Below are 12,709 nucleotides of genomic sequence, written 5' to 3' on the forward strand. Positions count from 1 at the left end.
CGGTTAAGCTCCTAAACCTGGGAATACCATCTGCATCAGCGCCAGAATGTCATAGCGTTTGACGTAGAGGACTGCAAGCACGAGGAGGCCAACGGTACCGATGACCATCCAGCGCAGCATGGATGAGAGGTTCCCGTTCTGCATCGTGTGCGTCCCCTCACCTGTTTTGTAGATCGTCGTCGCAATGAAGTCGACAGTGGCGTCAACGACTTTGAGATCGATCTGTTTCCAGAAGACTCTGGAGAGTTCCGCATACGGCTTGGAGAAGAACTCGTCGTAGAACTTCGGAATATAGTACTGGTTGAACAGCAGTTTATAGACCGCCGTCTGCTGCAGTTTCGGGTTGAGCAGACCTTTGCGGTAGAGCAGCACCGCAACGACGATACCGCCTACTGCCATCAGTGACGTGACGGCAATCAGCATCATCTCGACGTGGTGCGTATGGAACTCAAACGTCGGCAGCAGCTCCGTGACGAAGTGGACGAACTGGTGCTCGAACCATCCGGCAATGACGGCCAGGACCGCCAACGGCGCCATCGCCCAGAGCATGAACTTGTACGCCTCGTGCGGGTGGAAACCGTGCTCTTTGTATCGCTCTTCACCGGAGAAGAAGGTCAGCATGATCAGACGGAAAGAGTAGAACGCCGTCAGACCCGCCGTGATCCAGAGGACCGCCCAGATGATGTAGTGCTCGCTGCTGAAGGCGACTTCGAGGATCTTGTCCTTGGAGAAGAAGCCCGCCAGCGGCCAGATACCGGCCAGGGCGACGGAAGCGAGGATCATCAGGATCGCCGTCCACTTCATCACCTTGTAGAGCCCGCCCATCTTGAACGGGTCGAGCTCGTCGCTCATCGCGTGCATGACGTTACCCGCACCGAGGAAGAGGAGCGCCTTGAAGAAGGCGTGCGCCATCAGGTGGAACAATGCAACCCAGTAGGCACCGAGGCCCGCCGCAACGAACATGTAACCCAGCTGTGACAGCGTCGAGTAGGCGATGATACGCTTGATGTCGCGGTTGACCAGTGCCATCGTAGCCGCGAACATTGCAACAAAGGCACCGAGGCCGGCGATGAAGTAGCCGACTTCCGGGATCAGGCTGTAGAGCGGGTTGGCGCGGACGACGAGGTAGACCCCCGCCGTAACCATCGTTGCCGCGTGGATCAGCGCGGAGACCGGTGTCGGACCTTCCATCGCGTCGGCCAGCCAGGTGTGCAGCGGGAACTGCGCCGATTTACCCATCGCACCGATGAAAAGGAAAATTCCCATCAGTGTCAGTACGGAAGTGTCGAGTGCCGGAAGGGCCGGGAAGACGACGTCATACTGCAGGCTGCCTGTGTGCCAGTAGAGCAGGAAGATACCGATCAGCATGCCCAGGTCGGCGATACGGTTCATGATGAACGCTTCGTTCGCCGCCCATGTTGCAGACTCTTTGTGGTACCAGAAACCGATCAGGGCCCAGGAACAGAGGCCGACGCCTTCCCAACCGATAAAGAGGCCGGCGAAGTTGTCGCTCATGACGAGGATCATCATGGAGAAAACGAACGCCGAGAGCCATGCGAAGAAGCGGTTGAACGCCTTGTCGTGGTCCATGTAGCCGATCGCGTAGACGTGAACGACCGTGGAGACCGTCGTGACGACGATCATCATCGTTGCGCTCACCTGGTCGACGACGAAGCCGAACGGGATGTAGAGGCTTCCCGTCTCCATCCATGTCATCAGTTCCGTATGGATCGGTTCACCGCCCTGGAGCAGGTAAACAAACAGTGTGACGCTTGAGACGAACGATGCAAAGAGCAGCGCCGAGGTGACAACCCCCGTCCAGAGCGTTTTCGGTGACGCACCGAACAGCGCCGCGAAAAGCGAGCCGACAAACGGTGCGAACAGTGCAATATAGAGATACATTTCCATTCTTATTACCCTCGCATCGATGTCATAGTATCAAGATCGATCGTACCGGTACGCTTGTACCAGATGATCAGCAGGCCGAGGCCGACCGCGACTTCGGACGCCGCGATGGCGATGACGAAGAACGCGAACATCTGTCCCGTCAGGTCACCGTAGTAGTGGCCGATGGCGGCAAACGCGACGTTGACGGCGTTGAGCAGAATCTCCGACGCCATAAAGAGCATCAGGAGGTTCTTGCGGCGCATGACGCCGACGAGACCGATCGCGAACAGTACCGTAGAAAGTACCAGGTAGTGTGTCAGTCCGATTTCCATCATAATGTCACCTTCTGCTGAGTCTCTTCTTGATGCATCATCGCGATCTCCTCTTCTTTCATTTTCGTGAGGCTGCGGTCCATCTTCTTACCGGCCATGACGATACCGGCGATCATGGCGACCAGCAGCATCACGGCAGCGACCTCGAAGGGGACGAGGTACTTCGTAAAGAGGACGATACCGACCGCTTTCGGGTTCTCGACATCCGCCGGTTCCGGGAAGGCCGCACTGATGTTCTCGGCCGCGATCGGCATGGTAAAGATCGCGATAACGAGCAGGGTCGCCAGGACGCTCAGCGTCAGGACGATCACCTTGGAGGTGTTATGTTCTTTGACCGCGCGCGTCGTATCGAAGAACATCATACCGAAGGCGTACAGGGCCATGACCGCACCGGTATAGACGATGATCTGGACGACCCCCAGGAAGTCCGCGTTCAGCAGGAAGAAGAACGCCGAGATCATGATCATCCCCGCCGCCATGGAGCTCAGGGCGTAGAGGGCCTGGCTGCTCATCACGGTGTAGGAGAACATCGCGATGGTCAGGACCGCGAAAAGGTAAAATGCAATAGCTTCCATTCAGGCTCCTTAATACGCCAGCGGCGTCTTCGTGACGCGCGCATCTTCGTTCGGGGTAACGGCACCGAATCCCGGGTACTCTTTCTGCTCGCCCTTGATCGCCATATCGATCGGGGTCAGCATATCCTCGAACAGGATGAAGTGTTCGCGCTGCTCGGAGGTGTTCTCGTAGCGCGGCCCGTGGACGATCGCCAGCTCCGGGCAGACTTCGGCGCAGTAGCCGCAGAAGATACAGCGGCCGAGGTTGATCGTATACTCCGTCACCGCTTTGCGGCTGTTCTCGTCGATGCGCGTGTCCATGCGGATACAATCCGAGATACAGATCTTCTCGCAAAGCCCGCAGCCGATACAGCGTTCCGTACCGGATTCGAAGAGGCGCTGCATCTCGTGAACGGCGCGGTAGCGCGGCCCGATCGGCAGCTTCTCTTTCGGGTACTGCACGGTATGGATGTCAAATTTGATCATCTCGCGCATGACGACCCAGAGGCCGACGAAAAGCTCGCCGCTCGCCGCCCGCTTGACCACCTGTTTGAACCGGTCCCATCCCGTTTCCGGATAGTCCTCGATATCGACCTTGAAGTAGTGCTGCTGCACGTTTCTGTCAGTAAATTGTTCCAGACTCATCACGACCCCTTAAAACATCATCACAATGCCGGTAACAACGACATTGATAACCGCGAGCGGCATCAGCACTTTCCAGCAGAGCCACATCAGTTGGTCCGGACGGACATCCGGCCATGCCGCACGTGTCCAGAGGAAAAAGAAGAAGAAGAACGCCACTTTGAGCAGGAGGCCCAGTGCGCCCATCACCGTACCGTCACCGTATCCGCCGAGGAAGACGATCGCCATCACGAAGGAGATGAAGAACATGTTCGCATACTCCCCGATAAAGAAGAGACCCCAGCGCATGCCCGAATACTCCGTACCGAAACCGTCGATGATCTCGTGGTCGTTGGCGACGAGGTGGAACGGCGTACGTCCCGTCTCGGCAAACGCCGCGATCCAGAAGAGGATAAAGGAGATGAAGCCCATCGGGTGCGCGAAGGCCATCCAGCCGTTCGCCGCCTGGTACTCGTTGAAGTCCAGCAAGGAGAGCGACCCGATGATCATCAGCGGTACCAGCAGCGCCAGCCCCGTGACCACCTCGTAGGAGATGAAGATCGCCGCACCGCGCGCCGCGGAGATAAGCGACCATTTGTTGTTCGACGCCATACCCCCCAGCAGCGGGCCATAGAGGCCGATGGCCATTACGCCCAGGATATAAAGGATCCCGATGTTGACGTCGGCGATGATCGGGTGCACCGTGTAGCCGAAGAGCGTGAACTCCGGCAGGAACGGGATCGCCGCTGCCGCCATGAATGCCGTTGCCGCCGTAATGACCGGTGCGATCTTGAAGATCGGCCCGACGACGCCGGACGGAACGATGTCCTCTTTGGTAAAGAGCTTGATCCCGTCGGCTGCGATCTGCAGCAGGCCGTACGGACCGACGTGCATCGGCCCCAGACGGCGCTGCATAAACGCGAGCACTTTACGTTCGAAATAGGTTCCGAAGCCGGCCAGTGCCGAGAAGACCAGCAGTACCACGACGATCTTGACGAGCGTCTCGATAATAAATGCTGTATCCATTTACCCCTCCTTATGAATGGATGCTGTCGCAAAGCGGTATGCGCCGAACAGCTCCTCTGTTTTGATGTTTGGATCGAACGTCGTGACGCACATAACGCTGCCGTCGATCTTGTTGTCTTCGACCACTTTCAGGCTCTGTTCGCCCGCAGCCGTTTTGACGCGGACCGTGTCGCCTGCAGCCACGCCCATCGCTGCAAGCTGTGCCGGAGAGAGGTAAATACCGCTCTCTTCGTTCAGCTGGTGCGGCTTCATCGTGAAGGCCGTGAACTGGCGTACCGGGTTTGCCGCGTAGATCACGTTTTCGCCTTCGAGTGCCAGGGCTTCATCGATCTTTTCAACCGCTTCGTCACCCGTTGCAACGGCAACGTTGTTCAGCGCGTAGCCGCGGACTTCCGTGCCGTCGTTCTCGAAACGGTTCGGCAGGCTGTCGAACTCGCGCGCCTCGAATCCGCACGCAACCGGAAGCTGCGCCGTATAGTTGATGGCGTACTTCGCATTCAACCCGAGGGCATTGGCGATGTCGTTGAGTTCATAGCCGCCGTACGGCAGCGCCGCGTTGGTCGGGTTGACACGCTTCTCGATGCCGGTCAGCGTCCCCTCCTGCTGGTTCATCGCCGGCATATCGAGGTCGCCTCCTCCCAACGCGCTGAGGGTAAAGTCGCCCTTCGTGTTGTAGCCGATGCTGTAGTCGCCCGCTTCGCTGTCGAGGTCGCAGATGAGCGCCACGCCGAGCGTATTGCTGAGCGGCGGAATCATCGTGAGGCTGAAGTCCGTGTACTTCTCGACGAGCGCACAGAGGCGCGCCAGGTTCTTCGCGTTCGGGTGCGTATAGAGGTCCGGACCCGCGATAAGGGCGAAGGCATCTTTTTTCTTCAGGTTTTTGTCCAGGAAGTCGTCCCACGCCTTCGTGTCGATATCGAGCAGCTCAAGCAGGCGGTTCTCGTCGACTTCGACCTCTTTGGAGACCTTCTTGGGAACCATGGTCGTCTTCTCTTCCTCGACCTCTTCCTCTTCGCCCGTCTCCTCGTTGACCTTTTTGACCATCACCTTCTCGACGACCTTCTCTTTGATCGTCTCTTCGACCGTAATCGTTTTGAGCGTGTGGAAGGATGCCAGGTACTCCGTGACGTCGGCAGGAAGCTTCTCTTTGTCCCCGAAAAGGTCGAGGATCAGATAGAGTGCCGCCTCTTCGCGCAGCGGTTTGTGGTAGGCCGTAAAGACCCCCTTGCCGATCCCTTCGATGACCGGGTCGGCCAGCGGGTGGAAATAGATCCCCGCGCCCTTGTTCATCTTGATGGCGTTGTTGAAGGCGTAGCGTGCGTTCGGGTTGTCCGATTTGAGCGCCGTACCGACGGAGACGACGAAGTTCGCATCGTGCGCCATCTTCAGGTCGCCGCCGTAGAGCTGCTGGCCGCTGACCGCTGCATAGTCGTCGAGGAACGTTTTGAACGTACGCGCTTCCTCGTTGATGAGGCGGTACCCTTTGAGTTCCTTCAGCTTCTGCAGCATCAGCGCCTCTTCGTTGCTGATCGTGCTCGTAAAGCGGATCGTATCTGCCTTATCGAAGGCTGCGATCGCCGCGCCGAAGGCCGCTTCGTCTTTTTCGACACCGCGGTTCTCGAAGTCGTAGCCGTAGCGTCCCGCACCGCAGAGGGAGACGTAGTTCCACTCGTTGCTCGTACGGTAGATCTTCTCTTCATTGCTGTCAACGGAGGTGTGCTTCACTTCGTAGTTGAGCTGGCAGCCCGCCGAACAGTGCGAACAGGTTGCCGGGACCTTCTGCTGTTCCCACGCGTTTGTCGTGTAGACGAAGTCCGTGTCGACCAGGGCGCCGACCGGACAGACCGCCGCACACTCGCCGCAGGAGGTACAGTCAAGCATCTCTTCGCCGGAAGTCAGACCGATAACGGATTTGTTGAGCTTGTTCCACATCGCGTAGGCGTCTTTGGGCATCGTCTCTTTGAATTCCGCATCGATCGCGTCGCCGCCGCGGGGAACGGTTTTGAGCGAGTTGTCGCCGATCATATCCTTACAGACGGTGACACAGCGTTCACAGACGATACAGAGGCCCGGATCGTAGTGGAGGTGTCCCCAGTCTTTGATGGGACGCTCGACGTCGGCGATGGAGTAGCTCTGCGAATCGACACCCAGTTCCAGGGTGTAGTTCTGCAGTTCACACTCGCCGGACTGGTCGCAGACCCCGCACTGCAGCGGGTGGTTGACGTCGTAGACTTCCATGATCGCACGGCGTTCCGTCGCGATGTTGTCCGTCGTCGTCGTAATATCCATCCCGTCCTTGGTCTTGGCGTTACAGGCGTACACCTGCTTGCCGTCGGCCTCTACCAGACAGATACGGCACGCCAGCGTCGGGCTACAGCGCGTCAGGTAACAGATGGCAGGAATGAAAATGCCGTTGGCCCGCGCCGCGTTGAGGATGTATTCGCCCTCTTCGCACTCGATCGGCCGGCCGTCGATGGTGATAGTGATTTTACTCATCGTTACTCGCTTTCATAATATTGACTTTCTCAAACCTGTACGCCCCCGGGTCGACGGAAAGACCGCGGTCGAAGGTCGGTTCAAGGGCAATGGTCCCTTTCAGGCTCGGATCGATGACAAAACGGCGTTCGCGGGCCGCGTCGCCGCTGCCGATGACGACAAGGTCGCCGTCGCCCAGGCGCGCCGCCACGGCGAACTGTTCGCTGCCGCGCAGTTCATCGTTTTTCTCCAGCTGTGCCGTACGCGCGGTAAAGCGGTTGAACTGCAGGACCGGGTTGCAGGCGTAAACAACCGTCCCGTTGAACTCCGGCAGCTCCTCGACTTCGTCGCACTTCTGCGCCGCGGGCTTTTTGGCCTTCTCCAGGCGGTAGCCGCGCTTGTCCTCGCCCAACGGGGAGTAGAAATTCTCCAGGGCGTCGAAGGCGACCGGCTTAAAGCCTCTTTCGGCCGGAAGTTCCGGCGTGAAGTCGATGGTGTAGCGCTTGCCGACACCCAGGGCGTTCGCCAGGTCGTTGAGGACGTACCCCTCGAAGCCTACGGCGACGTTCATCGGCAGGAGCTGGCGGTCGAGGTTGACCACCGTCCCCTCCTGCTGGTTCATTGCCGCCACGGTCAGATCCGCATCGGCGTCCGCGGCGATGACGAAACCGCCGGCGGCGTTGTAGCCCACGACGCCGGCATTGCTGCCGCTGTCCGCATCGAGGTCGCAGACCAGGGAGACCCCGACCGTATTGACTTCGCTGGCGGCGACAACGACTTTATAGCCGCCGAAGCGTGCCAGGAGCCCGGCCAGTTTCGCGATGTTTTCCGCGCGCGGGTGGGCGAAGAGATCGCTTCCCAGGACGAGGGTTTTCGCCTTGGCGCGTTTGAACTGCTTGCCGATCAGGGCCAGCTCCTCTTCGCCGACGTTGCTCTCCGCGCTGAGGTAGCCGTCGTCGAGCGCTTCGAGGAACGCTTCGGTCGTCTTGTTCGTTTCGACGCCTGCAAGGAGTGCCTGCACCAGCAGCGCCATGACACCCTCTTCGGTCCCGACTTCGTACTTGATGAACTGCGTCACGACATTCTGCATCAGCGCATCCTCGAGCGGATGCATGTAGACGATCTTCGCCCCGCGGTGGCGGGCTGCCGTCGTCATCGCATAGCGCAGCGCAGGGTTGTCGGTCCCGATGCGGCTGCCGATCACGACGATGCCGTCGCTGGCCTTGAGGTCGGCCATGGTTGCCAGTTCCGCCTTGCCGTCGGCCGTAGAGCCGAAGGCGTCGACGAAGGCGCCGTAACGGCGGGCATCTTCGTTATAGAGCTTGAGGCCCGTCTTTTCCTTGAGGCGCTGCAGGATGAGCGCCTCTTCGTTGGTGATGACGGAGGAGAAGCGGATCGCTTCGGCGCCTTTGATAGCGTCAAGGGCAGCGACGAACGCTTTGCCGTTCTTTTCGCCTTTCACGTCGAAGTCGAAGCCGAAACGCCCCGCCCCGCACAGGGAAGCGAACTCGAAGTTGTTCGTGACACGGAAGATCCGCTCTTCGCCCGGCTTGGCGGCACCGGAGGTCTTTACTTCGTACTCCAGCGCACAGCCCGCGGAACAGTGGGCACAGGTGGAGGGGATGCGCTCCAGTTCCCAGGCGTTGGCCTTGTACTGGAAATCCGCACTCACCAGCGCGCCGACCGGACAGACGGCGATACACTCGCCGCAGAACGTACAGTCGAGCTGCTCGCTGTTTTTCGGGATGATCGTCGATTTGTAACCGCCGAACTTGAGTTCGATGGCATCATCGCCGATCACTTCGTTACAGACGTGCGTACACTTCTCGCACATGATACAGAGGTTCGGATCGTAGTTGATCAGCCCCCAGTGCTCGATCTTGCGCGACTGCTCCTTCGCCGTAAAGTGCTGGGCACCGACATTAAACTCCAGCGTTTTGTTCTGCAGGTCGCAGGCACCGGATTTGTCGCAGACCCCGCACTCGAGCGGGTGGTTGACGTCGTAAAGGCGCATGATGTTCGTACGCTCTTCGTGCAGGACGTTGTTGTTGGTAATGACGGCCAGTCCCTCGGTCGGGGGTGTCTGGCAGCTCAGGACCATCCCGTCGACGCCCTCGGCTTCCACGACACACAGACGGCATGACGCCGCCGGGTTCGTTTTCTCCAGGTAACACATCGTCGGGATATAGATCCCTTCGCGGCGGGCAACCTTGAGAATGGTTTCGCCCTTTTTCGCGCTGACTTTGCGGCCGTCAATCGTAAAGTTGATCATTTCACTCATCCGGCCTCCTTATTGCGCGACCATCGCGATGTAGTAACAGCGCATGCAGCGTTCCGCCTCGGCGATCGCCTGCTCCTGGGTCAGACCGAAGTTGACCTCCATGTTGTTTACCTTGCGGATATCGACGTCGAGAACTTCACTGTGCTGGCGCGGCAGACCCGGCAGCCACCCCGTGACCTTCTCGTTCTTGTCGTAGACCCGCATCTTGCGCAGCTGGTCTTCCATGACCTCGTCGTCGCTCAGCGTCACTTCGCCCGTTTGAACGTAGCGTGCCATGACGGAGGCGGCGCGTTTCGCCTGCCCGACGGCGTTGACGATGGTCATCGGACCGTATTCGCAGTCGCCGGAAGCGAAGATGCCCTTGCGCGAGGTCATATAGTCCTTGCCGTTCGTCTTCAGCGTCGCCCAGGAGGTCATCTCCAGTTCCCACTCTTCGGGGAGGAACTTCAGGTCCGCGCTCTGGGAGACCGCCGGGATCAGGTAATCGCACTCCATCTCGAAGGAAGCCCCTTCGATCTTGACGAGCTGCGGACGCCCGCCGTCCGGATCGGGTACCAGTTCAAACTTGTCGACGGTGAGGGACTTGAGGATGTCATCCTCGTCATTCATCTTCTGCACCGCGGAGTGGAAGATGAACTCGACGCCCTCTTCGACGGCCTCGTGGTACTCTTCGTAGGTGGTGTTGCGGATGATCGTCTTCTCGTCGCGGCGGTAGAGCATGACGACACGCTTCGCACCGGCACGGATGGAGCAGCGTACGACGTCCATCGAGGTGAAACCGCCCCCGACACAGACGACGGTCTTGCCCGTCAGGTCGACGTAGTCGCAGTCGATGGCATACTCTTTTTTCTGCTCTTCGGTGAGGGTGATCCCGAACTTGACGTAGAGGTTGACGCGGTCGAGGAAGTCGATCGCACCCCAGTAACCGGTGATCTCCGGACGCTCGTTGTCACAGTAGACCTTCTTGGAGATCCGCGTGCCCGAGGCGATCATGACGGCGTCATAGTCTGTTTCGAACTGGCGCATCATATCCGCCGTGACGCGGGTGTTCAGGATGAAGTTGACGCCGAGGTCCTTGACGGCCTCGATATCCTTCTCATACTTGTCCCACGGCATGCGGTACTCCGGGACGCCGACGGTGACTTCGCCGCCGAGGACCGGCAGCTCTTCGTAGACGTCGCAGTGGACCCCTTCGAGGGCCAGGTAGTACGCCGTCGTAAGGCCAGCAGGGCCCGCACCGACGATGGCGACTTTTTTGCCGGTGGAAGGTTTCTGTTCCTCCGGATGGAAGAAGCCGAAACCGTGGTCGGTCTCGTAGTCGGCACCGAGGCGCTTGAGCGCCATAATGGAGATCGGCTCGTCCAGGTTCGTACGGCGGCACTCGTCCTCGCACGGATGCGGACAGACGCGGCCGCAGGTATGCGCCAGCGGCATCGTCTGGCGCGTTGCCATCAGGGAGTCGTCGAAACGGAGGTCGCGGACACCCTCGATGTAGGCCGGGATGTCGACGTGCGCCGGACAGGCGTCCGTACACGGCGCCGTGATCTTGGCGATGTATCCGACTTCCTCGTTGTAGTGCTTCGAAGGCTTCTGCTCATCGATGCAGGCACGGAAGTCCGCTTCGAAATGCGTCATCAGGTCCAAGAGCGGGTTCGGTACGGTTTTACCGATCTCGCATTTGGACGTCAGCTGCATATTGCGCGCAACCTCTTTGAGGTGATCCATGTCACTGAGCGCACCTTCGCCCCGGGCGATCTTGTCCAGAAGGTCGTACAGGATCCGTCCGCCCCAGCGTCCGGGGGCACAGCGCCCGCACGCCTCGGAGTAGACCTGATACTGCGCGGCATACTCGGTTGCCAGGCGTACAACATCCACCTCGGGATCGTACAGCGCAACGCCGTCCCAGCCGATAAAGGCCTTGGCGTCGCTGTGCTCGTTGTACTGCATCGGCAGCTTGTATGCACTCTCTTCCCACGCCTCTTCGGATTTGCCGATATTGTTAATCTGCTCCGATTTCCACGTGGAGAAATAGACTTTACTCAACTTTTCTTCCTCTTATTTGCGGACAACAAGGGTCCAGTCGACTTCGTTGAACTTCAACGAATTGAGCAGTTCGTATCCCTGCTCTTTCATCAGGTCGGCACTGCGCTGTACCGGCGAGAAATCACCCACTTCGAACAGGAAGATGATCACTTCGCCCGCAGGAGCCGTTTGCATGATCTCCATCATGCGGCCATCAAACTCATTGTGCAGATGTCTAAGGTCGTAACGTAACATTCATGCGCTCCTTATTAACGGTCGACTTCGCCGAAGACGATATTGGTCGTTCCAATGATGGAGACGACGTCCGGGATGTAGTGGCCCGGGAGAAGATCCGTGAGGATCCCCGTGTGCCAGAACGACGGCGCGCGCAGCTTAAGGCGGTACGGGTATGCGCCGCCCTGGCTGTTGATGAAATAGCCCAGTTCCCCCTTCGGAGACTCGGTCGGGACGTACACCTCGCCGACCGGCGGGCGCATCCCCTGCGTGACGAGGACGAAGTGCTGCATCAGCGCGTAGTTCTGCGTCATGATGTCGAGCTTCGGCGCGGAGATGTACTGCGGCGCGTGGGCCATCAGTTCGGTCTGGTTGTTCTTGACCGTCTCCTCGTACATATCGATCGTCTGGTAGAGGATCTTCGCGGACTCGCGCATCTCGGCCATGTAGATCTTGTAACGCGCGTAGTTGTCGCCCTTGTCGGACCACGGGATGTCGAACTCGACTTCGTCGTAAAGTTCGTACGGCTCCTCTTTACGGATATCCCACTGGACACCGGAAGCACGCAGCATCGGCCCGGTACAGCCCCAGGAGAGGGCCATTTCCGTCGAAATCGTCCCGACGTTTTCCATACGCATCTTCCAGATACGGTTCTGGTCGAGCAGGTCCTCGTAGTCCTTGATGTTCTGCGGGAGCTTGTCCAGGAACTTCTTCAGGTCGCCTAGGAAGTTGTCCGGGATGTCGAGCGGCACGCCGCCGATGCGGATCGCCGCGTGCGTCAGGCGCGCCCCGCAGTAATCCTCGACGAGGTCCATCAGGTATTCGCGTTCGCGGAAAGCGTAGAGGAAGACCGTCATGGCCCCGATGTCGAGTGCCGTCGTCGCCAGCCAGAAGAGGTGGGACATCAGGCGGTTGACCTCGAGCAGCATCATACGGATGACTTTCGCGCGGCGCGGCACTTCGAGGCCGATGAGCTTCTCAACCGCCAGGGCGAAGCCGTAGTTGTTGGAAGAGGACGCGATATAGTCCATACGGTCTGTCGTCGGCATGAACTCGTTGTAGATCATGTTCTCCGCCATCTTCTCCATCCCGCGGTGCAGGTAGCCGACATCCGGGTGCGCCTTGACGATCTGCTCCTGCTGGAGGTGCAGCATCAGTCTCAGCTGGCCGTGCGCGGAGGGGTGCTGCGGTCCGAAGTTGAGCACGAGTTCGTTGTCGTCACGCTCAAAGGTGATATTTTCAAAAAACGGTCGTAATCGGTTCGTCTGTTGCATAGC

The 12,709-nt window shown here is 59.0% G+C and carries 10 protein-coding genes; all 10 read right to left on the reverse strand.

What is annotated here, in order from left to right; genetic code table 11:
• Window positions 1–3: 3 nt before the first annotated feature.
• From nuoL to nuoD, 10 genes are read right to left on the reverse strand one after another with little or no spacing between them, the layout of a single operon-like run.
• On the reverse strand, window positions 4–1,908 hold the full coding sequence (nuoL, locus tag WCX49_RS11425; RefSeq protein WP_345985211.1) for an NADH-quinone oxidoreductase subunit L: 1,905 nt from the start codon (window positions 1,906–1,908) through the stop codon (window positions 4–6).
• A 5-nt stretch (window positions 1,909–1,913) separates the two neighbouring features.
• Window positions 1,914–2,222, reverse strand: coding sequence for an NADH-quinone oxidoreductase subunit NuoK (gene nuoK / locus WCX49_RS11430; RefSeq protein ID WP_345985212.1), 309 nt, complete (start codon window positions 2,220–2,222; stop codon window positions 1,914–1,916).
• Window positions 2,219–2,794 carry an NADH-quinone oxidoreductase subunit J gene (locus WCX49_RS11435; protein WP_345985213.1) on the reverse strand — a complete coding sequence of 192 codons (576 nt, stop codon included), beginning with the start codon at window positions 2,792–2,794 and terminating at the stop codon, window positions 2,219–2,221. Before WCX49_RS11435 ends, nuoK begins: the two co-directional genes overlap by 4 nt.
• Before the next feature lie 9 nt (window positions 2,795–2,803).
• Entirely contained in the window at window positions 2,804–3,418 is a 615-nt protein-coding gene (nuoI, locus tag WCX49_RS11440; protein WP_345985214.1) for an NADH-quinone oxidoreductase subunit NuoI, read from the reverse strand.
• Between the two features lie 9 nt (window positions 3,419–3,427).
• Window positions 3,428–4,420 (reverse strand): NADH-quinone oxidoreductase subunit NuoH, encoded by a 993-nt coding sequence (gene nuoH / locus WCX49_RS11445; protein WP_231019193.1) that lies wholly within the window; start codon window positions 4,418–4,420, stop codon window positions 3,428–3,430.
• Complete coding sequence (locus tag WCX49_RS11450) at window positions 4,421–6,916, reverse strand: NADH-quinone oxidoreductase subunit G (protein ID WP_345985215.1); 2,496 nt, start codon at window positions 6,914–6,916, stop codon at window positions 4,421–4,423.
• Window positions 6,909–9,176, reverse strand: a complete 2,268-nt coding sequence (locus WCX49_RS11455; RefSeq protein WP_345985216.1) for a 2Fe-2S iron-sulfur cluster-binding protein — start codon at window positions 9,174–9,176, stop codon at window positions 6,909–6,911. The genes WCX49_RS11450 and WCX49_RS11455 overlap by 8 nt, the downstream gene beginning before the upstream one ends.
• 9 nt (window positions 9,177–9,185) lie before the next feature.
• Window positions 9,186–11,219 carry an FAD-dependent oxidoreductase gene (locus WCX49_RS11460; RefSeq protein WP_345985217.1) on the reverse strand — a complete coding sequence of 678 codons (2,034 nt, stop codon included), beginning with the start codon at window positions 11,217–11,219 and terminating at the stop codon, window positions 9,186–9,188.
• Between the two features lie 12 nt (window positions 11,220–11,231).
• Window positions 11,232–11,453: an NADH-ubiquinone oxidoreductase subunit E family protein gene (locus WCX49_RS11465; RefSeq protein WP_231019198.1), complete on the reverse strand. Its 222-nt coding sequence runs from the start codon at window positions 11,451–11,453 to the stop codon at window positions 11,232–11,234.
• 14 nt (window positions 11,454–11,467) lie between these two features.
• Complete coding sequence (nuoD, locus tag WCX49_RS11470; RefSeq protein WP_345985218.1) at window positions 11,468–12,706, reverse strand: NADH dehydrogenase (quinone) subunit D; 1,239 nt, start codon at window positions 12,704–12,706, stop codon at window positions 11,468–11,470.
• Window positions 12,707–12,709 lie beyond the last annotated feature (3 nt).

This window comes from Sulfurimonas sp. HSL-1656 (genome assembly GCF_039645585.1).
Taxonomy (GTDB): Bacteria; Campylobacterota; Campylobacteria; order Campylobacterales; family Sulfurimonadaceae; genus Thiomicrolovo; species Thiomicrolovo subterrani.

What these genes read in the sequence shown, in the direction of transcription:
- nuoL (WP_345985211.1), bottom strand. Translation starts at nt 1,908, where the DNA reads ATGGAAATGTATCTCTATATTGCACTGTTCGCACCGTTTGTCGGCTCG.
- WCX49_RS11455 (WP_345985216.1), bottom strand. Translation starts at nt 9,176, where the DNA reads ATGAGTGAAATGATCAACTTTACGATTGACGGCCGCAAAGTCAGCGCG.
- WCX49_RS11435 (WP_345985213.1), bottom strand. Translation starts at nt 2,794, where the DNA reads ATGGAAGCTATTGCATTTTACCTTTTCGCGGTCCTGACCATCGCGATG.
- nuoI (WP_345985214.1), bottom strand. Translation starts at nt 3,418, where the DNA reads ATGAGTCTGGAACAATTTACTGACAGAAACGTGCAGCAGCACTACTTC.
- nuoH (WP_231019193.1), bottom strand. Translation starts at nt 4,420, where the DNA reads ATGGATACAGCATTTATTATCGAGACGCTCGTCAAGATCGTCGTGGTA.
- WCX49_RS11465 (WP_231019198.1), bottom strand. Translation starts at nt 11,453, where the DNA reads ATGTTACGTTACGACCTTAGACATCTGCACAATGAGTTTGATGGCCGC.
- WCX49_RS11450 (WP_345985215.1), bottom strand. Translation starts at nt 6,916, where the DNA reads ATGAGTAAAATCACTATCACCATCGACGGCCGGCCGATCGAGTGCGAA.
- nuoD (WP_345985218.1), bottom strand. Translation starts at nt 12,706, where the DNA reads ATGCAACAGACGAACCGATTACGACCGTTTTTTGAAAATATCACCTTT.
- nuoK (WP_345985212.1), bottom strand. Translation starts at nt 2,222, where the DNA reads ATGATGGAAATCGGACTGACACACTACCTGGTACTTTCTACGGTACTG.